The sequence below is a fragment of the Actinokineospora sp. HUAS TT18 genome, from assembly GCF_051364635.1.
Lineage (GTDB): Bacteria > Actinomycetota > Actinomycetes > Mycobacteriales > Pseudonocardiaceae > Actinokineospora.
Genome location: NZ_CP195645.1, coordinates 5839273 through 5864890 on the forward strand (window position 1 = coordinate 5839273; position 25618 = coordinate 5864890).

At 70.6% G+C, this 25618-nt stretch carries 22 protein-coding genes, 1 tRNA gene and 2 pseudogenes; 14 read left to right on the forward strand and 11 right to left on the reverse strand.

The genetic code is table 11. The features are described from left to right. Positions 1-112 precede the first annotated feature (112 nt). The 8 genes from ACSHT8_RS27085 to ACSHT8_RS27120 all read left to right on the forward strand — a co-directional run bounded on the left by ACSHT8_RS27085 (position 113) and on the right by ACSHT8_RS27120 (position 7496). A complete protein-coding gene (locus ACSHT8_RS27085) occupies positions 113-1435 on the forward strand; it encodes an NAD(P)/FAD-dependent oxidoreductase (RefSeq protein ID WP_436493721.1) in 1323 nt (440 codons plus the stop codon). An 87-nt stretch (positions 1436-1522) separates the two neighbouring features. Continuing rightward, positions 1523-1596: transfer RNA gene (locus tag ACSHT8_RS27090), tRNA-Leu, on the forward strand. 146 nt (positions 1597-1742) lie between these two features. Further along, entirely contained in the window at positions 1743-2495 is a 753-nt protein-coding gene (locus ACSHT8_RS27095; RefSeq protein ID WP_436493722.1) for a MerR family transcriptional regulator, read from the forward strand. Between the two features lie 134 nt (positions 2496-2629). Further along, positions 2630-4408, forward strand: a complete 1779-nt coding sequence (locus tag ACSHT8_RS27100; RefSeq protein WP_436493723.1) for an SDR family oxidoreductase — start codon at positions 2630-2632, stop codon at positions 4406-4408. Then, a complete protein-coding gene (locus tag ACSHT8_RS27105) occupies positions 4408-5259 on the forward strand; it encodes a metal-dependent hydrolase (RefSeq protein WP_436493724.1) in 852 nt (283 codons plus the stop codon). Before ACSHT8_RS27100 ends, ACSHT8_RS27105 begins: the two co-directional genes overlap by 1 nt. Further along, complete coding sequence (locus tag ACSHT8_RS27110; protein ID WP_436493725.1) at positions 5259-6287, forward strand: PDR/VanB family oxidoreductase; 1029 nt, start codon at positions 5259-5261, stop codon at positions 6285-6287. Before ACSHT8_RS27105 ends, ACSHT8_RS27110 begins: the two co-directional genes overlap by 1 nt. Before the next feature lie 11 nt (positions 6288-6298). Then, complete coding sequence (locus tag ACSHT8_RS27115) at positions 6299-7102, forward strand: alpha/beta fold hydrolase (RefSeq protein ID WP_436493726.1); 804 nt, start codon at positions 6299-6301, stop codon at positions 7100-7102. Between the two features lie 19 nt (positions 7103-7121). Beyond that, positions 7122-7496: a hypothetical protein gene (locus ACSHT8_RS27120; RefSeq protein WP_436493727.1), complete on the forward strand. Its 375-nt coding sequence runs from the start codon at positions 7122-7124 to the stop codon at positions 7494-7496. Positions 7497-7500: 4 nt separating this feature from the next. Here the strand turns inward: ACSHT8_RS27120 and ACSHT8_RS27125 are convergent, their stop codons facing one another. Next, a complete protein-coding gene (locus ACSHT8_RS27125) occupies positions 7501-8346 on the reverse strand; it encodes a class I SAM-dependent methyltransferase (RefSeq protein WP_436493728.1) in 846 nt (281 codons plus the stop codon). Positions 8347-8404: 58 nt separating this feature from the next. Here ACSHT8_RS27125 and ACSHT8_RS27130 point away from each other — a divergent pair, with 58 nt between their 5' ends. Next, complete coding sequence (locus ACSHT8_RS27130; RefSeq protein WP_436493729.1) at positions 8405-9040, forward strand: helix-turn-helix transcriptional regulator; 636 nt, start codon at positions 8405-8407, stop codon at positions 9038-9040. Between the two features lie 14 nt (positions 9041-9054). On the opposite strand, the gene ACSHT8_RS27135 is transcribed toward ACSHT8_RS27130, so the two are convergent. The 4 genes from ACSHT8_RS27135 to ACSHT8_RS27150 all read right to left on the reverse strand — a co-directional run bounded on the left by ACSHT8_RS27135 (position 9055) and on the right by ACSHT8_RS27150 (position 14349). Next, a complete protein-coding gene (locus ACSHT8_RS27135) occupies positions 9055-9954 on the reverse strand; it encodes a hypothetical protein (protein WP_436493730.1) in 900 nt (299 codons plus the stop codon). A 98-nt stretch (positions 9955-10052) separates the two neighbouring features. Then, the gene (locus ACSHT8_RS27140; RefSeq protein WP_436493731.1) at positions 10053-12038 is read right to left on the reverse strand and encodes an SDR family oxidoreductase; all 1986 of its coding nucleotides are present in this window, start codon (positions 12036-12038) and stop codon (positions 10053-10055) included. A gap of 112 nt (positions 12039-12150) precedes the next feature. Beyond that, entirely contained in the window at positions 12151-13116 is a 966-nt protein-coding gene (locus ACSHT8_RS27145) for an ATP-binding protein (protein ID WP_436493732.1), read from the reverse strand. Positions 13117-13209: 93 nt separating this feature from the next. After that, a complete protein-coding gene (locus ACSHT8_RS27150) occupies positions 13210-14349 on the reverse strand; it encodes a polysaccharide deacetylase (RefSeq protein WP_436493733.1) in 1140 nt (379 codons plus the stop codon). A 394-nt stretch (positions 14350-14743) separates the two neighbouring features. On the opposite strand from ACSHT8_RS27150, the gene ACSHT8_RS27155 reads away from it, so the two are divergent. Beyond that, positions 14744-15544, forward strand: a complete 801-nt coding sequence (locus ACSHT8_RS27155; protein WP_436493734.1) for a Bax inhibitor-1/YccA family protein — start codon at positions 14744-14746, stop codon at positions 15542-15544. Between the two features lie 70 nt (positions 15545-15614). Here the strand turns inward: ACSHT8_RS27155 and ACSHT8_RS27160 are convergent. The 5 genes and pseudogenes from ACSHT8_RS27160 to ACSHT8_RS27180 form a co-directional block, all read right to left on the reverse strand. Beyond that, a pseudogene (locus ACSHT8_RS27160) lies at positions 15615-16884 on the reverse strand (IS3 family transposase). Beyond that, positions 16850-17011: pseudogene (locus ACSHT8_RS27165) on the reverse strand (hypothetical protein); the annotation flags it as partial. The pseudogenes ACSHT8_RS27160 and ACSHT8_RS27165, both read right to left, overlap by 35 nt. Positions 17012-17035: 24 nt before the next feature. Then, positions 17036-17692, reverse strand: coding sequence for a GNAT family N-acetyltransferase (locus tag ACSHT8_RS27170; RefSeq protein ID WP_436493735.1), 657 nt, complete (start codon positions 17690-17692; stop codon positions 17036-17038). Positions 17693-17753: 61 nt separating this feature from the next. After that, positions 17754-18974, reverse strand: a complete 1221-nt coding sequence (locus tag ACSHT8_RS27175; RefSeq protein ID WP_436493736.1) for an acetyl-CoA C-acetyltransferase — start codon at positions 18972-18974, stop codon at positions 17754-17756. A gap of 94 nt (positions 18975-19068) precedes the next feature. Further along, the gene (locus ACSHT8_RS27180) at positions 19069-19887 is read right to left on the reverse strand and encodes an SGNH/GDSL hydrolase family protein (protein WP_436493737.1); all 819 of its coding nucleotides are present in this window, start codon (positions 19885-19887) and stop codon (positions 19069-19071) included. 152 nt (positions 19888-20039) lie between these two features. Between ACSHT8_RS27180 and ACSHT8_RS27185 the strand changes: the two genes are divergently transcribed. The 4 genes from ACSHT8_RS27185 (at position 20040) to ACSHT8_RS27200 (ending at position 25213) form a co-directional block, all read left to right on the forward strand. Continuing rightward, the gene (locus ACSHT8_RS27185; protein ID WP_436502190.1) at positions 20040-21419 is read left to right on the forward strand and encodes a cystathionine beta-synthase; all 1380 of its coding nucleotides are present in this window, start codon (positions 20040-20042) and stop codon (positions 21417-21419) included. Positions 21420-21524: 105 nt separating this feature from the next. Then, positions 21525-22772 carry a hypothetical protein gene (locus ACSHT8_RS27190; protein WP_436493738.1) on the forward strand — a complete coding sequence of 416 codons (1248 nt, stop codon included), beginning with the start codon at positions 21525-21527 and terminating at the stop codon, positions 22770-22772. 127 nt (positions 22773-22899) lie between these two features. Continuing rightward, on the forward strand, positions 22900-24051 hold the full coding sequence (locus ACSHT8_RS27195; protein ID WP_436493739.1) for a cystathionine gamma-synthase: 1152 nt from the start codon (positions 22900-22902) through the stop codon (positions 24049-24051). Positions 24052-24070: 19 nt separating this feature from the next. Beyond that, positions 24071-25213, forward strand: coding sequence for a glycosyltransferase 87 family protein (locus ACSHT8_RS27200; RefSeq protein WP_436493740.1), 1143 nt, complete (start codon positions 24071-24073; stop codon positions 25211-25213). On the opposite strand, the gene ACSHT8_RS27205 is transcribed toward ACSHT8_RS27200, so the two are convergent. Further along, positions 25175-25543, reverse strand: coding sequence for a hypothetical protein (locus ACSHT8_RS27205; protein WP_436493741.1), 369 nt, complete (start codon positions 25541-25543; stop codon positions 25175-25177). The genes ACSHT8_RS27200 and ACSHT8_RS27205 overlap by 39 nt on opposite strands. Between the last annotated feature and the right edge of the window lie 75 nt (positions 25544-25618).

Consider the following 25618-nt stretch of genomic DNA (forward strand, 5'->3'; position numbering starts at 1 on the left):
GTTCGCTGATCGCGCGATATGGGTCACACCCTGCGGAAACCGGGCAGCGACTCCGGTCACATCACCCTGGGGGCGCCTCGCGAGCGGGTGTTTCCAGTGCGACTATTGAGCCATGGCGAACGGAAAAGAGCCGACCCGAATCCTCATCCTCGGTGGCGGATATGTGGGCCTCTACACCGCGCTCGGCCTGCAGCGGAAGCTGCGGTCCGGCGAGGCTTCGGTGACGGTCATCGATCCCCAGCCACACATGACCTACCAGCCCTTCCTCCCTGAGGCCGCCGCGGGAGCCATCGAGCCGCGCCACGTGGTCGTGCCGCTGCGGCGGGCGCTGAAGCGGTGCCACGTGATCACCGCGCGCGCCACCAAGATCGAGCACGCCCGCAAGGCCGTGACGATCGAGGCCGCCGACGGCCACATCGAGGAACTCGGCTACGACATCCTCGTCGTCGCGCTGGGCTCGGTGGCCCGGCTGCTGCCGATCCCCGGCCTGGTGGAGAACGGCATCGCCTTCAAGACCATCGGCGAGGCCATCTACCTGCGCAACCACGTCATGACCAAGCTCGACGAGGCCGACAGCACGCTCGACCCTGAGCTGCGCAAGCGGCTGCTGACGTTCACCTTCGTCGGCGGCGGCTTCGCGGGCATCGAGGCGCTCGGCGAGCTTGAGGACATGGCCCGGTTCGCCACCAAGTACTACAAGAACGTCGAGCCGGAGGACCTGCGGTTCGTGCTGGTCGAGGCCGCGGGCCGGGTGTTGCCCGAGGTCCGCGAGAGCCTCGGCGTCTACACCGTGATGCAGCTGGAGAAGCGCGGCATCGAGGTCTACCTGTCGACGCTGGCGAAGTCGTTCGAGGGCGGCCGGGTCGTGCTGTCCGACGGCACCGAGTTCGAGAGCGACACCATCGTCTGGACCGCGGGCGTGAAGTCCAACCCGGTCCTGGCCTCGTCCGACCTGCCGCTCACCAAGCAGGGCAGGCTCCGCGCCACCGCCGCGATGCGGGTCGAGGGCCTCGCCGACGCGTGGACCGCGGGCGACAACGCCGCCGTGCCCGACCTGTCGCGCACCGAGGAAGACCCGACCGCGATCTGCCCGCCGAACGCCCAGCACGCGGTCCGCCAGGCCCGCCTGCTCGCCAAGAACATCATCAAGGCGATGCGCGGCGGCGAGCCGAAGGACTACTACCACAAGAACCTGGGCGCGGTCGCCAGCCTCGGCCTGCACAAGGGCGTCGGCGACATCTTCGGCGTCAAGGCCAAGGGCCTCATCGCGTGGGGAATGCATCGCGCCTACCACGTCAAGGCGATGCCGACCTTCAATCGCAAGGTTCGGATCACTTTGGACTGGTTAACCGGCGGTCTCTTCCGGCGCGAGGTCATCTCGATGGGGCAAATCAACGATCCGAAGGCAGAGTTCGCCAGGGTTTCGCGGGGCTGAGTCAAACGGCCCAAAGAGACTGGGCCAGCCGGCCTGAAAGCGGAGAAACCGGTCCCGAGCTGCTCCATCGCGCCTTAGGCTGCGGCTGCCCCCGTAGCCCAACAGGCAGAGGCAGCCCCCTTAAAAGGGGTGTAGTGCCGGTTCGAATCCGGTCGGGGGCACGGAAAACTTGACAAACGCGACGCCCGCCTGGATCAGGCGGGCGTCGCTGTTCGGTTGGGATCCTTTGAGGACGCCGAACACAACTGACCGATAACCGCACATACACGTCCACAATGCACGCGCCGTGGCCGGCTAAGCTCGCCGCGTGGCCGAATATCGGATCGACGACCTCGCGCGTGCCGCGGGCACCTCTGTGCGCAACGTGCGCGTCTACCAGGACCGTGAACTGCTGGCGCCGCCCACGCGCCGCGGCCGCACCGCCATCTACGGCGACGCGCACCTGGCCAGACTCCGGCTGATCCTGAACATGCTCGACCGCGGCTACGCCTTCGCCCAGATCAAGGAGATGCTCGACGCCTGGCAGTCCGGGCACAGCCTCGCTGACGTGCTCGGACTCGAGGAGGCGACCGGCGCGGCCTGGTCGCACGAGCAGCCGGAGGTCATCCCGATGGCCGAGCTCGTGCGCATGTTCGGCACCCAGATCACCCCGTCCAACATCAGCAGGGCCCTCGAACTGGGCATCCTCGAACGGCAGGGCGTGCACTTCGTCGCGCCAAGCCCGCAGCTGCTGCGCACCGGCAAGGAACTGGTCGACCTCGACGTGCCGCTGTCGGAGGCGCTGGCCCTTGCCGCCGAGATCCAGGGGGAGACCGACCGCGTCACGGCGATGCTCGTCGGGATGGTTCGCAAGTACGTCCTCGACCCCAAAGGCCCCGATTGGCTACCCAGCGGTGATGAGCTGCCACGCTTCGCCGATGTGGTGAGCAGGCTGCACCCATTGGTCATGTCGGCGATGTCCGCGGCGGTCGACAGGTCGGCCCGGCGGGTGATTCCGCAGGTCATGGGCGATCGGATCATCGCGCTCGCGGAGCGTATCCGGGCCGAACGAGCCCAATAGGACGAACGGGTTGGGCCTGCTAGCTCTTGCAAGCCTGACAACGGCGGTTGTAACGTTCGTCGTTGTCACGTAACGCCCGTGAAACCAGCCCGAGGCTTGGCCGTCGGATGGTGTGACCTCGATGGGGAGTCGCCATGGCCAGCGTTCCGCTCCGGTTCCCGGAGACCGCCTCACGTCTGGTGGTCCGCCGCCGAACCGTCCGCGGCGACGGCGTCGACCTCGCCGTGTTCGAGCAGGGCGACCCGACCGACCAGACGATCCTGCTGGTCCACGGCTTCCCCGACACCCACGCCATGTGGGACGAGGTGGCCGACCGGCTCGCCGAGACCTACCACGTCGTGCGCTACGACGTGCGCGGCGCGGGCGAGTCCGGCGCACCCCGCGAGCGCGGCGGCTACACCATCGCCAAGCTCGCCGAGGACCTGTTCGCCGTGGCCGACGCCGTCAGCCCCGAGCGGCCCGTGCACCTCGTCGCCCACGACTGGGGCTCGATCCAGGCGTGGGAGCCGGTCACCGACCCGCGCGCGGCGGGCCGCATCGCCTCGTTCACGTCGATCTCCGGGCCGAGCCTGGACCACGCCGCGTTCTGGATGCGGCGCAAGCTCAGCAGGCCCACCCCGGCGAACCTGGCCAAGGTCGTCCGGCAGGCCGTCAGCTCCTGGTACATCTACTTGCATCACCTGCCCGTGCTGCCCGCCCTCGCGTGGCGCACGGTCATCGGCCCGAACTGGTCGACGCTGCTGGAGCGCGTCGAAGGCATCGCGCCCGCGCCCGGCCACCCGGCGCCGACGATGCCCGCCGACGCCGCCCGCGGCGTGAAGCTCTACACCGCCAACATGCTGCCTCGGCTGCGCAAGCCCGCCGAGCGGCGCACAGACGTGCCGGTGCAGCTGATCATCCCGACGCGCGACAAGTTCGTCTCGCCGAACCTGTCGGAGGGCATCGAGCGCTGGGTCGGCCGGGTGTGGCGGCGCAGGCTCGTCGCCGGGCACTGGGCACCCGTGTCGCACCCAGAGGCGGTCGCCAGGATGGTCGACGAGTTCGTCGACCACGTCGACGGCAGGCCCATGACCCGCGGCCTGCAGCGCGCCGCCGCCGACACCGGCGACTTCACCCACAGCCTCGTCGTCATCACCGGCGCGGGCCGGGGCATCGGCCAGGCCACCGCGCGCGCCTTCGCCGCCCGCGGCGCCGAGGTGGTCGTCGCCGACCTCGACCTCGCCGCCGCCAAGGAGACCGCCGCGTCGATCGGCCCAGCCGCCTACCCGTACCAGGTGGACGTGGCCGACGAGGCCGCCATGAGAGCCTTCGCCGACGCGGTCGCCGAGGAGCACGGCGTGCCCGATGTCGTGGTCAACAACGCGGGCATCGGCATGGCGGGCGCGTTCCTCGACACCACCGCCGACGAGTGGCGGCGTGTGCTCGACGTGAACCTGCTCGGCGTCGTGCACGGCTGCCAGGCGTTCGGCGCGCTGATGGCCGAGAACGGCGAGGGCGGCGCGATCGTCAACCTGGCATCGGCCGCCGCCTACACCCCGCATCGCGCCATGTCGGCCTACGCGGCCAGCAAGGCGGCCGTGCTGATGCTGTCCGACTGCGTCGGCGCCGAACTGGCCGACCATGGGATCACCGTCAGCGCGATCTGCCCGGGCATCGTGGCCACCGACATCACCAACACCACCCGGTTCGCGGGCAAGGACGACGTCGAGCAGCAGCGGCTGCGGCAGAAGGCCACCAAGTCCTACGCCCGCCGCGGCTTCGGCCCGGAGCGCGTCGCCGCCGACATCGTGCGCGCCGTCGAGCGCGGCACCGCCGTGGTCCCGGTGACCGCCGAGGCCAAGATCGCCCGCCTCGGCGCGCGGTTCGCCCCCGGCCTCATGCGGGCCGCCGCGAAGATGGACGTGGTGCGCTGATGGACGAGAACCTGGTCCTGCACCCGCGCGACGTCCGGTTCGACTGGTCGGCGGTGCCGCTGCACTGGGTGCCCGGCGAGCCGCTGGTCACGCACACGATCAACACGCTGCACCTGGTCCTGCCCGAGGGCGAGCGCTGGTTCGTCGAGGTGTTCCGGCAGGCGCTGCCGCTGATCACCGACGAGGTGCTGCGTGAGGACGTCGCCGGGTTCATCGGCCAGGAGGCCATGCACGCCGAGGCCCACCAGGGCGCGGCAGACCACCTCGCCGCGCAGGGACTCGACCCGGCGCCGTTCGTCGGTCAGGTGGAGTGGCTGTTCCGCAAGCTGCTCGGCGACCGCGAACTGACCGGCGCCGCCAAGCACCAGTGGCTGCTGGAGCGGCTGTCGGTGATCGCCGCGATCGAGCACTTCACCGCCGTGCTGGGCCAGTGGGTGCTCAACACCAAGCCGCTGGACGACGCGGGCGCCGACCCGGTGATGCTGGACCTGCTGCGCTGGCACGGCGCCGAGGAGGTCGAGCACCGCGCGGTCGCCTTCGACCTCTACACCCACCTCGACGGCCGCTACCTCCGCCGCGTGCGCACGATGATCGCCGTCGCGCCGGTGCTCGGCTGGTTCTTCGTCCGCTCGGCGCGCTGGCTCATGGCGCACGACCCGCTCAAGCCCGGCCCGGCCCGCTGGCGCGACTTCTTCCGCGCCTCCCGCCGCGGCCTGCTGCCGAGGCTGAGCCAGCTGATCCCGGCGCTCTGGCGCTATCTGCCGCGCGACTACCACCCGCGCAACGAGGGCGACACCGACCAGGCGATCGCGTACTTGGCCCGGTCGCCCGCGGCGAAGGCGGCGAGCTGATGCACGCCCCCACCGACCTCTACGGGCGACCGCGCTCCGACCGGCTGCTGCGCGCGCTGGTTCCGGTTGTCGCCGGCTACCAGCGACTCAGCGCGCTGAGCGCGCGGCGGCAGCCGACGGTGCGGGCGGTCGACCGGGACCTGGTGCTGTCGGTGCGCACGGTCGAGGCCGTCGCCGAGGGCGTCGTGGCGCTGCGGCTGGCGCGGGCCGACGGCCAGCCGCTGCCGCGCTGGCGGCCCGGCTGCCACCTCGACGTGATCCTGCCGTCGGGCAGGCGCAGGCAGTACTCGCTGTGCGGCGACCCGCTGGACCGCATGACGTACCGGATCGCCGTGCGGCTCGTGTCGGACGACGGCGGCTCGGGCGAGATCCACCAGCTCGCGGCGGGCGCCACGCTGACCGTGCGCGGCCCGCGCAACGCGTTCCCGTTCGTCGACCGCGGCCCGTACCTGTTCATCGCGGGCGGCATCGGCATCACGCCGATCCTCCCGATGGTGCGGATGGCCGCCCGCCGGGGCGCCGACTGGCGGCTCGTCTACACAGGACGGTCGCGCGAGTCGATGCCGTTCCTGGCCGAGCTGGACGCCTTGCCCACGACCGACCGGGTGCGCGTGCTGGCGTCGGAGGACGTCCCCGCGGTGTCGGACCTGCTGGGCGACGCCGTTCCTGGCGCGTCGGTGTACTGCTGCGGACCCGGCCCGATGATCGACGCCGTCCGTCGCGAATGGACTGGCCCGCTGCACTTCGAGCGATTCTCCCCGGCCCCGGTGCTCGGCGGCGCTCCGTTCGAGCTGCAGCTGGGCGTGGGCGGCCCGGTGGTGCCGGTGGCGGCGGACGAGTCCGCGCTGGAGGCGCTGCGCCGCGAGCGGCCGGGCACGGCTTACTCGTGCAGGCAGGGGTTCTGCGGAACGTGCCGGGTCGGCGTCCTCGCCGGAACGGTGGAGCACCACGGGGCCGCGGTCCCAGACGGCTCGATGCTCGTGTGTGTCTCGCGGGCGGCGGACGAGCGCATCGTCCTGGACGTGTGAGAGGAACCGACATGATCGAGATCAACTACGAGCGACGCGGCCAGGGCGAGCCGCTGGTGCTGCTGCACGGCATCGGCCACCGCTGGCAGGCGTGGTCGCCGGTGTTGGACCGCCTCGCCGAGCACCACGACGTCATCGCCATCGACCTCCCCGGCTTCGGCGGTTCCCCGATGCTGCCGCCGGAGCGCCGCTACGACGTCCCCAGCGCCGTCGACGCGCTGATGGAGGTCTTCGCCGACCTCGGCGTGCCGCGGCCACACCTGGCGGGCAACTCCCTGGGCGCCATGCTGTCCCTGGAGATCGCCGCGCGCGGCGGTGCCCGCTCGGTCACCGCGCTCGCCCCCGCGGGCTTCTGGAGCGCCCGCGACCGCGCGTGGGCCATCAACATCCTGCGCATGGTCCGCGCCAGCGGCCGCGTGCCCGCGATGCGCACCGCGCTGACCTCCCGCAAACCCCTGCGCCTGCTCGGCGGCAGCATCCTCTTCGGGCGCCCGTCGCACGTGGGGGAGCAGGACATGCTGGGCGACCTGGAGTCCATGGTCGCCGCCGAGGGCTTCGACGCGATCATCGCCGCGGGCGGCCACACCTACGTCTACGCCGCGGACGCCCCGACCGTGCCCGTCACGGTGGTCTGGGGATCCCGCGACCGCGTCCTGTGGCCCCGCCAGGCCCGTCGCGCCGCCGAACTGCTGCCCGCCGCCCGCCACGTGTCGCTGCCCGGCTGCGGCCACGTCCCGATGGGCGACGACCCGGTCGCGGTGTCCCGGCTGATCTTGGAGACGTGTGCGCTCGGGGCTCTGGAAAAGGCCGCCTGAGTCTTGAATACTCGCGCCCGTGCGAACTCTGGTGGCGTGGGTGTTGGGCCTGGTCGGCATCGCGGCGGCCGGGTACGGGGTGACCCGGCCCTGGTTCGAGGACCGGGCCGGGACGACCATCCCCCTGTCTGGCCTGTTCAGCGGCGTCGAACGCGAGTCGGCGTCGCTGCTCACGTCGATGGCCGTACCGCTGGGCATCGCGGTGATCCTCGCCGTGTTGGGCTTGCTGCGGTCTTCGGTGCTGCTGCGTCTGGGCGCGGGGATCTCGGCGCTGACGGTGGTGGTGTGGGTGCTGCAGGCCCGCCAGGCCGTCGACATCGCCGACCTTCAGTCAGGCGTGTGGAACGTGGCGTTCGGCAGCCTGTTGTTGCTGGTAGCCAGCGCTTTGCGCTGACCTGTCATGGACGGGTGGCGCGGATGACCCAGGCCGCCGACGCGTAGCGGACACCCTGGCCGGTGTCGTGAGCGGTGAGGGTGGCGCGCAGGTTGTCGACAGCGCGCTGCCTGCCCTCGTCGTCGAGACCGCCGAGCATCCAGCCGAGCAGGCCGAGCACGAAACGCTCCGCGTCGTCGGCGTCGTCCCCGAATGACATGGCCTCGCTGTGCGGGCTGAGATGGATGTCGGTGAAGCCCGCGGCACCGAGGACGGCGTGGACCCGTTCAGGGTCCGCGAGTGCGAACGGCCCGGGGGCGTCGGGCGGGGGCGCGGGCATCGGCCTGCCCGCGGCGAGGGCCTGGGCGAACGAGAGGAACCACTCGTTGCCCGCCGCGGACTGCCACACCATTTGCACGAGACGGCCACCTGGACGCAGTGCGCGGCCGATGTTGCCGAACGCCGAGACCGGGTCGGCGAAGAACATCGTCCCAGTGCGGCTGACCGCGAGGTCGAACGCCGCGGCCGGGAAGGGATGCACCTGGGCGTCGGCTTGGACGAACTCGACGTTGGCCACACCCGCCGCCCGCTGCCTCGCCACCCGCAGCATCGCCGCCGAGAGGTCCACACCCACGGCTCGACCGTCGCGTGCCAGCCGGGCGGCGTCGCGGGTGGTCTCGCCGGTGCCGCAGCCGATGTCCAGCACCTGGTCACCTGCGGCGATGTCCGCCGCGGTGAGCAGGCCCGACTGATAGTCACGGACCGCCAGGTCGAACTGGTCGGCGTGCTCGGCCCAGTAGGTGCCCTCGTCGCCGTCCCAGGCTTGGGCCTGCGGCGCGTTGGAGGGATGGACCTGAAGGGTGCCGGTCATGGTCACCACCACCTATACTCCCAAAGGGACTATTTGAGTAGACTCCTCGGGAGTGGGCATGTCAAGGGATCCAGCACTCACCACGACGTCCTACGCGATCCTCGGGCTGCTCGCGGTCCGGCCGTGGAGCACCTACGAACTCGCCAAGCAGATGGACCGCGGCGTCGGCCGGATCTGGCCAAGGGCGCAGAGCAAGATCTATGAGGAGCCGAAGAAGCTCGTTCGCCACGGCCTGGCCGAGGCGACGAAGGAGGCGGTCGGGCGCAGGCCGCGCACCGTCTACTCCATCACCCCCGAGGGGCGGCGCGCGATGGCTCGCTGGCTTCAGGTACCCGGGTCCGGTCCGGTGCTGGAGTGCGAGCAGCTGCTGAAGGTGTTCTTCGCCGACTCCGGCACCACCGCCGACACCCTGGCCACCCTGCGCGCCGCCAGGGCCTGGGCTGAGGAGCGCAACACGGAGAACGTGGCGGCGGCCCGCGCCTATGTCGCGGGCCAGGGCCCGTTCCAGCAGCGGGCGGCTCAGACCCTGCTCGTCGGCCGATTCCTGACCGACTACTACCGGCTCGTGGCCGAGTGGGCGGACTGGGCCACGGCCATCGCGCGACAGTGGCCGGACAACCCGGCGGACGCCGTGCCGAGCCAGTCCGAGATGGCCGAGGCGCTCCGTCTTGCGAGCTGGACGTCCGAAAGCTAGTCCTCAGAGGACACTTACTGCGCGGGTGACGTGTTCCGCTGCTGGGGAGTCGGCCGCTGCAGCGGCGTCGTCGTGTCGCCCTTGTTCTCGGTCAGGGCGGCGGGGGAGTCCGGCGTCAGCTCCGCCTCGGCCTCCAGCGGCTCCAGCAGCGCCGTGCTCTTCGTCAGCAAGTCGTACGTGCCGCGCAACCGGCCTGCCAGCTGCTCCCGCAACGCCGTCAGCCGCTCGACGTGGCTCGTGGCGACCGCGATCCGCTTGTCCGCCTCGTCCGTCGCCTCCTGGACGCGGCGGCGGGCCTCCTCGTTGCTGGCGGCCCGGGCGGACTCGATCTCGCGGTGGAGTTCGGCGCGCTTGCCGGACATGTCCTCCTGGAAAGCCTGTTCGACGCGCTGGCGGTCGCGTTCGGCCTGTTCGTCGATCTGGCGCTGCTGGGCCTCGGCGGCGGTGGTCATCGCCTCGACCTTGGCCTGGGCGTCGGTCATGATCGACAGATGCTTGGCGTGGATCTCGTCGTGCTGGCGGTCCAGGTCGGCGAGCAGCTTCTGGTAGCGCTCGCGCAGGGCCGTCGATGCTTCCTCGGCGGCCGACCACGCCGTGTCGGCGGCGGCCTGGGCGCGGGTGGTGATCTCCGCGGCCTGGGCCTTGGCCACCTCGACCGCGCGGGTGGCGCGCTCCTGGGCGTTGGGCGCGGCGGCCGCCGCGGCGGCGGTGCCGATCTTGTCCAGGCGCTCGGTCAGCGCGGCGATCTCGCGGCGGGCCTGCTCCAGCCTGCCCGACATGTCGGCCGCGGCGGCGCGGGCCTCGTCACGTTCGGCGGCCAGGCGCAGCGTGTCGGCCTCTGTCCTCTCGACATACTCGCGCACCTGCGTGCGGTCATACCCGTGTCGCGCGACAGTGAACCGATCCTGAGCCATGCCCCGAACGCTACCGGTGCTCACCCGAACGGCAACACCACGGCCACGCGAACAGGTGAATCATCACCCAGGCAGGTCATGCGCGAGCGAGTTTGAGCTCACCAATGGAATCCCTTGGTGAGGCGGGCCAGCGCTCCCGCCGCCGCGGTCAGGTTGCGTTCGCCCTTGCCCACCTTGATCCCTTCCTTGCCGCCCGCCGCCGTCGAGTCGGGGAAGATCCGGTAGCCCTGGTAGGCCACGGCGTCGACGAAGCCGGGCGCCAGCGAGTACGCCGCGGAGATCAGCTGGCCGGTCGGCGTGCCGATGTGCTTGGGCCGGTTCAACAGCGCGTCCATGACCATGTCCGCGGCCTGCTCCGGTGACTTCGTCGGGAACGCGTCGTAGATCTTCGTCGGGCGGATCATGGGGGTGCGCACCAGTGGCATGTGGATCGTGGTGAACGTGATCCCCGCGCCGTGGGTCTCGGTGGCGACGATCCTGGAGAAGTAGTCCAGCGCCGCCTTCGACGCCACATACGCCGAGAACCGCGGCGCGATGCCCTGCACGCCGATCGACGACACGTTGACGATGTGGCCGAACTTGCGCTCGGTCATGTGCGGCAGCAGCGCCAGGATCAGCCGCACCGCGCCGAAGTAGTTGATCGCCATGGCGCGCTCGTAGTCGTGCATCCGGTCGTAGGACAGTCGCACCGACCGCCGGATCGAGCGGCCCGCGTTGTTCACCAGCATGTCCACGCTCGGCTGCTCGGCCAGCATCCGCGACACCGTCTTGGCCACCGACTCGTCGTCGGTCAGGTCGCACGGGTAGACGAACGCGTGCCCGCCCGCCGCCGCGATCTCCGCGCGCACCTCCTCCAGTTCGGCTTCCCGCCGCGCCACCAGCAGCGGCACCCCGCCCGCCGCGGCGATCTTCAATGCCGTCGCCCGGCCGATGCCCGACGACGCCCCGGTGATCACCACGCGCCGCCCGTCGAGGCCGCCGCGGTGGCCCTCGCGACGTGCGCGGAACGGGTCGAGGTGTTCGCGCCAGTAGCGCCACAGCACGTCGGCGTAGTCGCCCAGCCGCGGCACGTCGATGCCGCTGCCCGCGAGCGCGGTCCGGGTGGCGGTGGAGTCGAAGCGCGGCTCAAAGGTGAGCGTGGTCAGCAGGACCGGCGGGATACCCAGCCGGTCGAGCACCGCGTCGCGCGCGATCGACACACCGGGCACGTTCTCGGCGAACTTGATCAGCCCGACCAGCGGGTTGCTCAGCCGCCGCGGCAGCGCGCCCGCCGCGACCGGGGCGCCCGCGGCCTTGGCGAAGGCGTTGTAGACCTCCTTCGCCGACTGCGGTTCCGGGTTGACCAGGTGGAACGCGCGCCCGTCGAGGCCGGGCTGGTTGACCAGGTACGCCATGGCCTTGGCGACGTAGTCGACCGGGACGATGTTGGTGTCGCCGATGTCGGGCACGACCAGCGGCACGTTCGGCACGCCGTCCAACCGCGACAGCGCGGAGAAGAAGTAATACGGGCCGTCGATCTTGTCCATCTCGCCGGTCCGCGAGTGGCCGACGACGATCGCGGGCCGGTAGATCCGCCACGGCACCCGGTTCTGCGTGCGCACCAGCCGCTCGGACTCGAACTTCGTGCGGTGGTAGGCCGTCACCAGGCGCTGGCCCGCGTCGAACATGTCCTCGGTGAACTTGCCCCGGTAGTCGCCCGCCACCGCGACCGACGACACGTGGTGCAGGCACCCGGCGCCGATCTCGGCGGCGAGGTCGATCACGTGGCGGGTGCCGTCGACGTTGGCCGTCACGCTGGTCTCGTCGTCGGCGGTCACGTCGTAGAGGGCGGCGAGGTGGACCACGTGGTCGACACCGGTCAGCTCGGCCGGGTCGGCGATCCCCAGGCCCGGCTGGGAGACGTCGCCGACGACGGTGCGCACCCGGTCGGCCGACGGCCAGTCCCGCGCGGCCCGGTCGAGCCGCTCCCGAGACTGCTCGCGCACCAGCAGCCACACCCGGTCGACGTCGTCGCGGTCGAGCAGCTCGCGCACGAAATGCCTGCCGATGAGTCCCGTAGCGCCGGTCACCAAATAGGTCGCCATGGTCGTCCTCTCGGTGTGAGTCATCGGTTCATGAGCATGTCACCGACCGTCGTTGTCGTAAAACGACAGCGGGCCGACCCTGATACGGATCGGCCCACTTCGTGGACGGTGTTCAGCGCGTGAGAGCGACCGGCCCCGGGACGAAGTCGGGGTCGACCTGGTCGGCCAGATCGCGGCCCGACCGCGAACTCGCCCACGCGCGGGCGTTGCGCACGTGGAACTCCACGGCCTGCCGCTGGTAGGTCGGCCAGTCCTTCTCGACGCCGTCGACGAGCTCCCGCATCGCGCGCAGGGCGGCGCGGTTCTCCGGCTCCAGCATCTCGATCGGCCGCACCTCGCCGCGCTCGGCGGCGCGCACGTGCCCGGACCGGCCGACCCAGGTCAGCAGGTCGGCGCCGACCTGGTCGCGCAGGAAGTCCAGGTCCTCGCCGTCGGTGACCTTGTTGCCGACCACGGCCACCCGCACGCCGAAGTCCCGCGCGTAGCCCAGGTACTGGCGGTAGACCGCGACGCTGCGCACGGTCGGCTCGCACACCAGGAAGGTGACGTCGAAGCGGGTGAACAGGCCGGAGGCGAACGAGTCGGCGCCCGCGGTCATGTCGACCACGGCGTACTCGTCGCCGCCGTCGACCATGTGGTTGAGCAGCAGCTCGACCGCGCCGACCTTGGAGTGGTAGCACGCGACCCCGAGGTCGTCGGCGGCGAACGGACCGGCCACGGCCAGCGGCACGCCGTCGACCGGGCGGACGAAGTCGAGGTGCAGCGGGCTGTCCTCGTCGATCTGGACCAGCCGTGAGCCGCGGCCCGGCGGGGTGGTCTTGACCATGTCGTCGGCGGACAGGATGCGCGGGTTGTCGCCGCGCAGGTAGTCCTTGATCCGCGGCAGGTGTTCGCCGAGGGTGGGCAGCGCGGCGGCCTGCGCGTCGGACGCGCCGAGTGCCACCGCGAGGTGCTGGTTGATGTCGGCGTCGAGTGCGAGCAGCGCGGGCGCGGGACGCTCGGCGGCGAGGTGGCGCAGGAACAGCGCGGCCAGTGTGGTCTTGCCACTGCCGCCCTTGCCGACGAAGGCGATCTTCACTAGAGGTCTCCTGAATGGGTGATGACCCTACTAGTGGTATCGGTTTTCATTATCCGTGGCAACTCGTGACGGTTGCCATCACCGGATCGTGCGTCAGGCGGGCGGCTCGACCTGGGCGTTGGGCATCTTCCTGAACGTGTCGAGCACGGCGGGGTCCTGCAGCTTCATCCAGTTGATGACCTCGGTGTAGGTCGCGCAGACCGTCTCCGGCTTCGCGCACGCCGAGCCCATGAACTTCTCCACCGCGGTCATGAACGCCCCGCCGGTCCAGTTGTTGAAGTGGTTGCCGACGACCATCGGCGCCCGGTTGCCGTCGTAGGCGGCCTGGTAGAGGCGCTCGTAGGTGTCCAGCGCGATCTTGGTGAACTCCGGCGCGCGGGCGGGCTCGTCCTTCGCCTTGTTCAGCATGAACCAGAAGTTGTAGTCCATGAGGATCGTCTTGCGGTAGTTCGCGCCGGGCACCTTCACCGCGGGCATGAAGAACTCCCACACGCCCGACTGCTGCGTCGGCCAGCCGAGCCCGTCGGAGACCTGGCTGGAGTCGTAGGTCATGTCCCGGGCGGCCAGCGTCGGCATGAGGACGTTGAACTGGCCCTCCAGGCACGGCGTGCGGCCGCCCTTGACGGTGCGCGGGTCGACCTTGAGGCCGAGGTCGCGGGCGCCGTCCATGAACTTGAAGAACTGGTCGAGCTCGTTGTTCCACCCGTCGGCGCCCCACTTGCCCACGCTGGGCTCGGCGCCCTTGCAGAAGTGGCCGTTGTAGTGGGTGCCGATCTCGTGGCCCTGCTCGACAGCCTGGTTCAGGTCGCCGACGAGGTTGGTGACATCGCTCTTGGTGCCGCCGAAGCCGATCGACGCCTTGCCCGGTTTGTGCCCCGGCCCGGTGTATTCGGCGCGGCGGCTGTCGTCGAGCAGGTAAATTCCGGAAAGGAACCCGGAGAAATGCGCGTTGACGCCGCGGGCGAGCGGAAGCATCTTCTGCCAGTGTTCGTGCGACCCGGCGCCGTCGAACGAGAACACGATGAATTGCGGCGGCTTCTCCCCGGCTTTGATCTTGCGCATCCACTGCGGCGGGGCGACGTCGGTGTGCGGCACCGCCTGCGGCGCGGGTGTCCCCACCAGCGTGTTCGCCGAGCTGCCCGGCCGCTGGGTACCGACGACGACCAGGGTCACAAAGGTGATCATCAGCGCGATACCGAGTGCCAATATCTCCCAGCGTCTGCGCCTGTTCATTGCGACTCCCACCCTGTCGACGCGGCTTGTTCCTCCCGAACTGACAGACGTGCACCCGCCTGCGCGGTTGCTCCCAAGGTAATTTCCCGGTGCGCCTTTTTCGGCCAGCGACACGGAGCCTGGTTGGACTTCCGGCTCGCCGCAATCCATCTGTAGAGCGACTACGTCCGTCGGTTTGGTGACCGGAGCGTGTCGATTCCGGACCGGGTGACCCACAGTCGTGCGAACCTGCACCTCAAACGAGGCGCTTGCGACTACCCTGAGCGCGCCGCGCCAGGTTTGCCCCCGCAGCCGGGCGGCTCTGGGTAAAGTAGGTTTTACCCAGCCGGGAACCGGTCGGCCAGGTCGATCGTTGAACCCCGTGAAGGCGCCATTCAGGCCCAGGAGGATCAAGGTGCGTTCTACGAGCAACCCCGCGTTCCGCAACCTGCCGGTCGGCGGGTACGGCGCGGGCTTCCAGCCCCAGGCCCAGCAGTACCCGGGCCAGCCGGGCTACGGCGGCTACGACGCGCCGCCCGTGACCGGCGACCGTCCGATGACGGTCGACGACGTGGTCACCAAGACCGCGATGACCCTGGGCCTCGCCCTGGTGGTCGGCATCATCACGGCCGTCGCCGTGCTGAGCAAGGCCGTCAGCCCGTGGCCGCTGGTCATCGGCGGCATGATCGTCGGTCTGATCCTGTCGTTCGTCGTCATCTTCAAGAAGAACCCCAGCCCCGCCCTGGTGCTCGCCTACTCGGCGGCCGAGGGTGTCTTCCTCGGCGCCATCACCGGCGTGTTCGAGTACCTGGTCCCGGGCATCGCCGTCCAGGCCATCCTGGGCACCGCCCTGGTGTTCATCACGATGCTGGTCGTCTACAAGACCGGCGCGGTGAAGGTCACCCCGAAGCTCACCAAGTGGATCATCGGCGCCACCATCGGCGCCGCCGGTCTGATGCTGATCAACCTGCTGCTCGGCCTGTTCGGCGTCGACATGGGCATCCGCGGCAACGGCCCGCTGGCCATCGGCATCAGCCTGCTGTTCATCGGCATCGCGGCGTTCAACTTCCTGCTCGACTTCGACATGGCCGACCAGATGATCCGGTCGGGCACCCCGTCGAAGTGGGCCTGGTACGTCGCGTTCGGCCTGATGACCACCCTGGTCTGGCTGTACCTGGAGATGCTGCGCCTGCTGTACGCGCTGAACTCCGACTGACCTGAGCAAGACGAGAAGGGGCGCCTCCGTGATGAACTGGTCCCCGAAAGTTGGACTGGCTAACTGAAGGCTAGGCGGTGAGGGCCTGGGCTCGGTATTCGACCGGGCTCAGGCCCTTCAGTGTGGTGGAGATGCGGGTGGTGTTGTACCAGTCGATGTAGTCGTCGAGTTCCGTGGTGAACTCCTCGACGGTGTCGAAGGTGTCGTGGTTGAACAGTTCTTCCTTGAGGTGGCCGAAGAAGTTCTCGGCGAGGGAGTTGTCCAGGCAGTTGGCTCGCCGGGACATCGACTGTGTCAGGCCCGCGTCGGTCAGCAGCGTGCGCCAGGAGGCGTGCTGGTAGTGGAAACCCTGGTCGGAATGCACCAGGGGCCTAGCCCCGGCGTTGAGGGTGGCGATGGCCTCGCGCAGCGAGGTATTCGTCAGCTCCAGCGACGGGGACGGGCCGTGCGAGTAGGCGATCACGGACCGGTCGAACAGGTCGATCACGGGTGACAGGTAGATCTTGCGGTGCCCGATGCGGAACTCGGTGACGTCGGTGACCCACTTCGTGTCCGGGGCGGGCGCGGTGAAATGGCGGTCGAGCACGTTCGGCGCGACCGTGCCGGTCTGGCCCAGCCAGGACCGGTACCGGCGCGGTCGCCGCACCTTGCAGACCAGGCCGAGGGTGTTCATCAGCTTGAGCACGGTCTTCTTGGCCACCCGCCAGCCCTGGCGGGCCAGCATCGCGTGGACCCGCCGATGCCCGTAGCGGCCACGAGCCGCCTCGAACACCTCGGTGATCGCGGCCTTGAGATCCGCGTGCGGGTCGGGCCGAGTGAGCCGGGCCTGGTGGTAGAAGAACGTCGAGCGGGCCAGCCCGGCGGCCGCCAGCAGCACCGGCAGCGGATAGTCGGCCTTGAGGGCGGCGATGACCTGGGTTCTCACCCTCGCCCCTGCTCCCTCAAGGCCCGCAATTTTTCCAGGAACGCCACCTTCGCCGACAACTCCAGGTTCTCGGCCCGCAACCGTTCCAACTCGCTGAGCTCTGAGGAATCCGCGGCCGCCGCGGGCCGGCCCTTCGGCTTGGGCCGCAACGCCTCCTCGCCGTCGCGCCGATACGCCCGCACCCAGGTCTCGACCAGCTTGGGCGAGGACAGCTCGTGCTCACGCGCCAACTCCGACGCGGTCGCCTCACCATCGACGAACCGGCGCACCACCTCGAGCTTGAACTCGAACGTGAACGAGCGCTTGCCCGACATCATCACCAGCGCTCCCGCGCCCCGCAGCCTCCAACGATCACGCAAGCGTCGCACCGCGGTCCGCGACACACCCAACCGGGTCGCGACCACGTCCACGCCATATCCGGCCTCAAACAACGCCACAGCGGACTCCCGCTGCCGCTCCGACAACGAACTACCTGGATACACCAAACCGCTCCCCGAGAGTCGGAACTGGATTACCAGTCCAACTTCCGGGGAGCGGTTCATGACGGAGGCGCCCCTTCTCGTGTGTCACTGACGCCGCCAGGTCGCGCGCCGGTGGACGGTGAAACCGGCCCGGCGGAGATTGGCCTCGCTGGTCGAGTCCGGACTGGCTGTCGCGACCGCCAGCCCGCACCCGGCCCGCGCGGCCACCTGGAGTCGGCGTTGGAGCAAGCGCGACTGCGCGCCCTTTCCCCGGTGCGCGGGCAGGGTCGACGCGCTCCCGAGCACGGCGACACCGCCATGGATGGTCATGGCCGCGGCGGCGATCGGCGTTCCGCGTTCGATCACAAGGAACCGGCGCATCCCAGGCATCCGGTGCTCGGCGCCGATGAACGCGGCGACCACCCCGTCCACCTCGTACCCGGCCAGCAGCACACGCGAGAACGTCTCGACGTCATCGGCGTCGACCACATCCGGGGACAGGGCAGGCAGGTCGTTCAGTCGCCTCGTCGCCAGCATGCGGTCCGCCGCACGCACAAACCCCGCCTCGGTCGCCGCGGGCTCGGTCTCCGGCGTGACTCCGGACACCGTCGAGAGGAAGGCCAACGCGGGGTCCGTGGCCGACACCGCCAACAGCCCCGCGAACTCCCACACGCGGAAGCTGCCCGCCACGCCTTCCGCCGCCGCGCAGGCCAGCGCGGTTCGGCGGTGCAGTGCCCGCTCCGCGGCGGTGACGTCCGACATGGCTCCAGCATGACGCGGCCCCCGCCCGCTGATCGCGGGCGAGGGCCGAAAACCGCCGTTCCTAGCTGAGACGCTCCAGCACCATCGCCATGCCCTGGCCGCCGCCGACGCACATCGTCTCCAGGCCGAACTGCTTGTCGTGCCACTGGAGGGAGTTGATCAGCGTCGTGGCGATGCGCGCGCCGGTCATGCCGAACGGGTGGCCGACCGCGATCGCGCCGCCGTTGATGTTCAGCTTGTCCTCGTCGACCCCGAGGTCGCGGGCCGACGGCAGCACCTGCGCCGCGAACGCCTCGTTGATCTCCACCAGGTCGATGTCGCCGATGGTCAGCCCGGCCCGCGCGAGCGCCTGCTTGGACGCCTCCACCGGCCCGAGCCCCATGATCTCCGGCGACAGACCCGACACGCCGGTCGACACGATGCGCGCAAGCGGGGTCAGGCCCAGCTGCTTCGCCTTCGTGTCCGACATGATCACCAGGGCCGCCGCACCGTCGTTCAGCGGGCAGCAGTTGCCCGCGGTCACGCGGCCGTCGGGGCGGAAGACCGGCTTCAGCGTCGCCGTCTTCTCGTAGGTGATGCCCGGGCGCGGGCCGTCGTCGGTGTCGACCACGCGGCCGTCGGGCAGCGTCACCGGGGTGATCTCGCGGGCCCAGAAGCCGTCCTTGATCGCCTGCTCGGCCAGGTTCTGCGACCGCACGCCGAAGTGGTCCATGTCCTCACGGGTGACGCCCTTGAGCAGCGCCAGGTTCTCCGCGGTCTGGCCCATCGCGATGTAGGCGTCCGGCACGATCCCGGACTGGCGCGGGTCGACCCACTCGCTCGCGCCGCTCTCGGCGACCGACTTCGTGCGGGCCTCGGCCTCCTCGAAGATCGGGTTGTGCGTGTCCGGCCACGAGTCGGAGCTGCCCTTGACGAACCGCGACACCGTCTCCACACCGGCGGAGATGAACACGTCGCCCTCGCCCGCCTTGATCGCGTGCAGCGCCATGCGGGTGGTCTGCAGCGAGGACGCGCAGTAGCGGGTGACCGTGCACCCGGGCAGGTGGTCGTAGCCGAGCAGGACCGAGACGATCCGGCCCAGGTTGTTGCCCTGCTCGCCGCCGGGCAGGCCGCAGCCGAGCATCAGGTCGTCGATCTCGGTGGGGTCGAGCGCGGGCACCTTGTCCAGGGCGGCGCGGATCATCTGCGCGGTGAGGTCGTCCGGGCGGATGTCGACCAGCGACCCCTTCCCGGCGCGTCCGATCGGGGATCGGACAGCGGAGACGATGACAGCCTCTGGCATGGCGGACTCCTTCGCGATGTCGCAGGTACAGGCCGGAGGTTACTCCTGGGTAACCCACGGCGCCGCTGCTGAGCCGCGATGTGAGCGCCGTCGCTCAGCCGCTCTCCGCACCTTCCCACACACCCGCCGCCGCACACAGCGGGGCGAGGATCACATCGGCGGCCATGGCGTAGCCCTCGCCGTTGGGATGAAAGCGGTCCGGGCTGAACAGCTCCTCCGGCCGCTCGTAGAACGCCGGGCTCAGCAGCGCGGCCAGCGGCACCGCCGTCGCCATCGTCTTTCCCAGTTCCCGGCCCTGCGCGCGGGCCAGCGCCCGGCTCCAGCGCTGCGCGACCGCGCGCAGCGGCTGCGGGATCGGCCGGATCGAGCCCAGGTCGGGGCAGGTCCCCACGACGACCGCGGTCCCGGCCTCGGTCAGCCTGCGCACCTGCGCGGCCAGCAGCGCCGCCGACGTGCCGATCCGCATCTTCGCGGTGACGTCGTTGCCGCCGATGAAGATCAGGGCGACGTCCGGCGTCAACTCCAGCGCCGCGTCCACTTGGGCGACCAGGTCCGCCGTGCGCGACCCGCTCACCGCGTGGGTGACCAACCGCACTGGCCTGCCCGACCTGGCGGCCAGCCCCTTGGCCAGCACGACCCCCGGCAGCCGGTCGGCGGACTCGGCGCCGAGGCCCGCCGCGCTGGAGTCGCCGAACATGGCGAAGGTGAGCACGTCGGTCGTCGACAGCGCCACCGGCCCGGTGCCGTCCGGCCGGTACACGCCGTCGGCGTTGAACGGCAGGTCACGCGGCACGCCGATGACCGACCGCGCCTGCCGCGACTGGGTGTTGAGCAGGGTGTAGGCGGCGCCGGACAGCCCCCCGACCGATCCGGCGGCCACCGCGGCCATCCGCAGAGTCCGAATCCCGACCATCGCTGCCTCCCCTCCGGTGGTGGATACAAGACGTATCGCGTAACCCATTGGTTCCTTACGCATCAGGAGACAGCAATCTCGCGTTCGGATACGTGTCGGCGGATAGGCTGACCCGGAAGGTTCTGTGCATGAGACCCATCGAAGGAGCCCCGGTGCAGTACGTCGACCACATCTCCGACCTCGTCGGTGACACGCCGCTGGTCAAGCTGAACACGCTCGCGCACGGCTTGGCCCCGACGGTGCTGGCTAAGGTCGAGTACTTCAACCCCGGCGGCAGCGTGAAGGACCGCATCGCCGTGCGCATGATCGACGCGGCCGAGAAGTCCGGCGCGCTGCGGCCCGGCGGCACGATCGTCGAGCCCACGTCGGGTAACACCGGCGTCGGCCTGGCCATGGTCGCCCAGCGGCGGGGCTATAAGTGCGTGTTCGTCTGCCCCGACAAGGTCAGCGAGGACAAGCGCAACGTCCTCAAGGCCTACGGCGCCGAGGTCGTGGTCTGCCCGACCGCCGTCGCGCCCGAGCACCCGGACTCGTACTACAACGTCTCCGACCGGCTGGTCCGCGAGATCGACGGCGCATGGAAGCCCGACCAGTACTCCAACCTCGAGAACCCGCTGAGCCACTACTACTCGACCGGCCCCGAGCTGTGGCGCCAGACCGAGGGCAAGATCACCCACTTCGTGGCGGGCGTCGGCACCGGCGGCACCATCTCGGGCACCGGCCGCTACCTCAAGGAGATCTCCGAGGGCCGGGTCAAGATCATCGGTGCCGACCCGGAGGGCTCGGTCTACTCCGGCGGCTCCGGCCGCCCGTACCTGGTCGAGGGCGTCGGCGAGGACTTCTGGCCGACCGCCTACGACCGCACGATCGTCGACGAGATCATCGCCGTCTCCGACGCGGAGTCCTTCGACATCACCCGCAAGCTCGCCCGCGAGGAGGCCCTGCTGGTGGGCGGCTCGTGCGGCATGGCGGCCGCCGCCGCGCTGCGCCTGGCCTCGCGCCTCGGCCCGGACGACGTGGTGGTCGTGCTGCTGCCCGACAGCGGCCGCGGCTACCTGTCGAAGGTGTTCAACGACTCGTGGATGGCCCAGTACGGCTTCCTGCCGCCCGAGCACTCCGGCGCCACCGTCGGCGACGTGCTCCGCCGCAAGAGCGCCTCGGGCACCGCGGTCCCGGACTTCATCCACGCCCACCCGAGCGAGACGGTCGCCGACGCGGTGGCCGTCCTGCGCGAGTTCGGCGTCAGCCAGATGCCGGTGGTCAACGCCGAGCCGCCCGTCATGGCCGCCGAGGTCGTCGGCGCGGTCAACGAGCGCGACCTGCTCGACGCCCTGTTCGCGGGCAAGGCAGCCCTGGCCGACCGCGTCGACCAGCACATGTCCCCGCCGCTGCCCACCATCGGCGCGGGTGAGCAGGTCAGCGCCGCCATGCACGCCCTGTCGGCGGCAGACGGCGCGCTGGTGCTGATCGACGGCAAGCCCGCCGGGGTCGTGACCAGGCAGGACCTGCTCGGTTTCCTGGCCGGGCGGTAAACCTTCGGCGTGGTTGGCGGCCGAACCCCACGGTGACGTTGCTGATCCGATAGCGTTACCCGCGATGCAAGCTGACATTCCAGGTCAAAAGGGGTGGGATACCCGATGAGTGCTCCCCAGCCGCCGAACGAGCCTTGGCAGGGCGGACCGCCCCAGCAGTGGCCCAGCCAGGATCAGCCCGGCTACCCGGCGCCCGAGCAGCAGTACACCGCCGCCGGTGACACCACCGGCGCCGACGGCGTCGAGCGGACCCAGGCGATCCGCCCCGGTCAGCCCGTCCCCGGCACCGAGGACGACGGCAGTGACCGCACGCAGGTCGTCCGCCCCGGCCAGACGCCGCCCGCAGGCGCCCCCGGCCAGGGCGAGGCGACGCAGATGGTGCCGCCCGGCTCGGTCCCGCAGAACCCGCCGTACGCGCCTCCGGGCCAGCCGCAGTCGCCTCCCGGCGGCTTCGGCCAGCCGCAGCAGCAGTTCGGCCAGCCTGGCTTCCAGCAGCAGCCGGGTGGCTTCGGCGGGCCGCCGCAGGGTGGGTTCGGCCAGCAGCCCGGCGGCTACCCGCCGCCGCAGGGCGGCTTCGGCCACCAGCCCGGCCTCGGCGCCGCGCCGCAGTTCGGCGGCCAGGCCCCGAACACCGGCATGATCTCGATGATCGTGCTCGGCGTGGTGGCGGTGCTCGGCCTGATCACCGCGATCATGGGTATCAGCCTGCTGTCGGACTTCTCCAGCATCCCGTCCGCTTCGGATGCCTGTGAGGGGCTGAGCGGTCAGTTCCGATCGCAGTGTGAGGCTTCCGTCAGCAGCGCCACCACTGGTGGCGGCACCGGGGTGATCTTCTCCATCCTGCAGATCGTGGGCGCGGTTGCGGCCATCGCGGGTGCGGTGATGCTCTTCCTGAAGAAGGGCAACATCAACCACTTCCTCATCGCGGGCGGCGGTGCGGCGGTCTTCATCGCCGCGATCATCAACGGCTCGGCCTACAGCTTCGCGGGCCGGATCGTCACCCCGCTGCTCTTCGGCCTGATCATCGCGGCCGCGGGCGCCATGGCGTTCTTCCCGCAGACCAGGGCGTACCTGTACTCGGCCCCGCCGCTGGGCGCGACCGGGTTCAGCCCGCCGCCGCCTGGGTTCGGGCAGCAGCCGCAGCAGGGCTTCGGGCAGCCGCAGCAGGGCTTCGGCCAGCAGCCGCCGCAGCAGCAGGGTTTCGGGCAGCCGCAGCAGGGCTTCGGCCAGCCGCAGACCCCGCCGCCCGGCTTCGGGCAGCCGCCGCAGGGCTACGGCCAGCAGCCGCAGACCCCGCCGCCGGGGTTCGGCCAGCCGCCGCAGGGTGGGCAGCAGCCGCCGCAGCAGTGGTGATCTAGTTCATTCCAGTGGGCCCCAGCCGATTCGGCTGGGGCCCACTGTTTGTCCACAGTCTTCGGACTTGTCCACAGTCGCCCGACGCGGCAGGCGCGAGCGGGCGCCTGAGCCGTAGCCTTGTGCCATGGCTGACGACTTCACCCGCTGGGGTTTCGAGACCCGGGCGATCCACGCGGGGCAGGAACCCGATCCGCGCACCGGCGCGGTGATCGTGCCGATCTACCAGACCTCCACCTTCGCCCAGGACGGCGTCGGCGGGCTGCGTGAGGGGTACGAGTACTCCCGCACCGCCAACCCCACCAGGACGGCCCTCGAAGGCGCCCTCGCGGCCCTCGAAGGCGGTGCGCACGCGCTCGCGTTCGCCTCCGGGATGGCGGCGACGGACACGGCGCTGCGCAGCATGACCAGGCCGGGCGACCACATCGTCCTCGGCAGCGACGCCTACGGCGGCACCTTCCGGCTCATCGACAAGGTCCTCACCCTCTGGGGCGTCGAGTACACCGCCGCCGATCTGCACGACCTCGACGCCACCCGCGCGGCGGTCCGGCCGAACACGAAGGTGATCTGGTCGGAGACGCCGACGAACCCGCTGCTCGGCATCGCCGACATCGCCGCGCTCGCGGCCATCTCGGCCGAGGCGGGCGCCAAGCTGGTCATCGACAACACCTTCGCCACCCCGTACCTGCAGACCCCGCTCGCCCTCGGCGCCGACGTGGTCCTGCACTCGACGACGAAGTACCTCGGCGGCCACTCCGATGTGGTCGGCGGCGCGCTGGTGACGTCCGACAGCGCGCTCAACGAGGCGTTCGCGTTCCTGCGCAACTCGGCGGGCGGCGTCCCCGGCCCGTTCGACTCGTGGCTGACGCTGCGCGGCGCCAAGACGCTGGCGCTGCGGATGGAGAAGCACAGCGACAACGCCGAACGCATCGTCGAGACCCTGCTGCGCAGCGACAAGATCGGCAAGGTCTACTACCCGGGCCTGAGCGAGCACCCCGGCCACGAGGTCGCGGCCAAGCAGATGCGCCGCTTCGGCGGCATGGTCTCGTTCACCGTCGCCGCGGGGGAGCAGGCCGCGCTCGACCTGGTGGCGCGCACGAAGCTGTTCACCCTGGCCGAGTCGCTCGGCGGCATCGAGTCGCTCATCGAGCACCCGGGCCGGATGACGCACGCCAGCACGGCGGGCTCGCCGCTGCAGGTCCCCGCCGACCTGGTCCGCCTGTCGGTCGGCATCGAGGACGGCGCCGACCTGATCCAAGACCTCGTCTCGGCGCTCTAGTTCGGGCCACCACGACCACATGACCATCGACAGACTCCACCGCGATGGTCATGTGGTCGTGGTGTTCCTGGCGTGGGCGGCGGCGACAGTCGCGGCCTTCCTGACCGACCGCCACTTCGAGGACATCGACGTCTACCGCGCGGGCGGCCGGGCCTGGCTCGACGGATTGTCGTTGTATGGCCCGGAATTCGGCGAGACCGTGTCGCCGAGACCCCTCGGCTTCACCTACCCGCCGATCGCCGCGGTCCTGTTCTCCGTGCTGGCCGCAGTCCCACGCTGGCTGGCGATCACCGTGTTCAGCGCCGCCGGATTGGCCGCCCTCGGCGCGACGGCCTGGCTAGCCGCACGGCGGTTAGGCGCGGGCACGGTCGCCATGGTGGTCGCCGTCCTGGTGGGCACTCTCGTGGAGCCCGTCCGTGACACCCTCACGTTCGGCCAGATCAACCTGATCCTGATGGGCCTGGTCGCCCTCGACTGCCTGCTCCCGCGCACCCCGTGGCCGCGCGGCCTGCTGATCGGCTTGGCCGCCGCGATCAAGCTGACCCCGGCGTTCTTCGTCCTGTTCTTCCTGGCCCGCCGCGAGTGGCGTTCCGCGCTGACCGCCGCCGGGACAGCGGTCGCCGTCGCCGCACTGGGCTTCGCCCTGTCCCCGAGCGACTCGGTCCACTACTGGACGTCGGCGCTGTTGGACACGGGCCGCATCGGCCAGCCGGAAATGGCCGCCAACCAGTCGATCGCGGGCGTCCTGCACCGATTAGCCCTCGGCGACACCCTGTGGCCGGTCTTGGCCGCTCTGTTGATCGCCGCCGCCTGCGTCCTGGCGGCCCGGCTGCGCGCGGCCGGGGACGACGTGGGCGCGCTGATTGGCTTGGCGGCGGTGGGCCTGCTGGTGTCGCCGGTGTCGTGGTCGCACCACTGGGTGTGGATCGCGCCCGCGCTCGTCTACCTCGTGCACCGCCGCTGGTGGATCGCCACCGGACTGGCGGCGGCCGTGTTCGTCACCGGCCCACAGTGGTTCCTGCCGCGCCGAGACGGCCGCGAGTTGGAGTGGAACGTGCTGGAACAGCTCGCGGGCAACGCCTACGTGTGGCTGGCGTTGGCGCTGGTCAGCGCGCTGCTCTGGTCAGGGCGCCTGACGCAGCGGGTCGACCACGCCACCTGAGCGGGTCGGCGTGTCCTCAGCGGGCGCGGCGGGCAGGTCGGCGGGGTTCACACAGCCGCCGACCAGCTCGATCTCGGTCCCGTGGGAGACGTAGCGGCCCGGATCGGCGCACGCGGCATTGTTGACGGTCAGCACCGCCACCCCCGCCAACGCCGCGGCCGCACCCAACCCCGCCACCAGCGAGGCGATGCCAGTCCGCCGAGATCCCAAAGCCATCCCAAACACTCCCCACACGGTTACCGCGAACGAGAGTACCTGGCCGAACGCGGTCTTACCTGAGTACCAGCTGAGGAGAACGCACAGCGCCGACGGCCGAGCACCCTCAGTCACGTCATCGCTCCGGTACCCCGGCACGCCACGTGGCCAAGATCGATGTCGTTTCGCGCCCACTCGGAATCCGGCTCC

Bases quoted from the DNA above. Each gene is read 5' to 3' on its own strand.
- ACSHT8_RS27085 (WP_436493721.1), top strand. From the start codon at position 113: ATGGCGAACGGAAAAGAGCCGACCCGAATCCTCATCCTCGGTGGCGGA.
- ACSHT8_RS27100 (WP_436493723.1), top strand. From the start codon at position 2,630: ATGGCCAGCGTTCCGCTCCGGTTCCCGGAGACCGCCTCACGTCTGGTG.
- ACSHT8_RS27105 (WP_436493724.1), top strand. From the start codon at position 4,408: ATGGACGAGAACCTGGTCCTGCACCCGCGCGACGTCCGGTTCGACTGG.
- ACSHT8_RS27110 (WP_436493725.1), top strand. From the start codon at position 5,259: ATGCACGCCCCCACCGACCTCTACGGGCGACCGCGCTCCGACCGGCTG.
- ACSHT8_RS27115 (WP_436493726.1), top strand. From the start codon at position 6,299: ATGATCGAGATCAACTACGAGCGACGCGGCCAGGGCGAGCCGCTGGTG.
- ACSHT8_RS27125 (WP_436493728.1), bottom strand. From the start codon at position 8,346: ATGACCGGCACCCTTCAGGTCCATCCCTCCAACGCGCCGCAGGCCCAA.
- ACSHT8_RS27130 (WP_436493729.1), top strand. From the start codon at position 8,405: ATGTCAAGGGATCCAGCACTCACCACGACGTCCTACGCGATCCTCGGG.
- ACSHT8_RS27135 (WP_436493730.1), bottom strand. From the start codon at position 9,954: ATGGCTCAGGATCGGTTCACTGTCGCGCGACACGGGTATGACCGCACG.
- ACSHT8_RS27140 (WP_436493731.1), bottom strand. From the start codon at position 12,038: ATGGCGACCTATTTGGTGACCGGCGCTACGGGACTCATCGGCAGGCAT.
- ACSHT8_RS27150 (WP_436493733.1), bottom strand. From the start codon at position 14,349: ATGAACAGGCGCAGACGCTGGGAGATATTGGCACTCGGTATCGCGCTG.
- ACSHT8_RS27170 (WP_436493735.1), bottom strand. From the start codon at position 17,692: ATGTCGGACGTCACCGCCGCGGAGCGGGCACTGCACCGCCGAACCGCG.
- ACSHT8_RS27175 (WP_436493736.1), bottom strand. From the start codon at position 18,974: ATGCCAGAGGCTGTCATCGTCTCCGCTGTCCGATCCCCGATCGGACGC.
- ACSHT8_RS27180 (WP_436493737.1), bottom strand. From the start codon at position 19,887: ATGGTCGGGATTCGGACTCTGCGGATGGCCGCGGTGGCCGCCGGATCG.
- ACSHT8_RS27190 (WP_436493738.1), top strand. From the start codon at position 21,525: ATGAGTGCTCCCCAGCCGCCGAACGAGCCTTGGCAGGGCGGACCGCCC.
- ACSHT8_RS27195 (WP_436493739.1), top strand. From the start codon at position 22,900: ATGGCTGACGACTTCACCCGCTGGGGTTTCGAGACCCGGGCGATCCAC.
- ACSHT8_RS27200 (WP_436493740.1), top strand. From the start codon at position 24,071: ATGACCATCGACAGACTCCACCGCGATGGTCATGTGGTCGTGGTGTTC.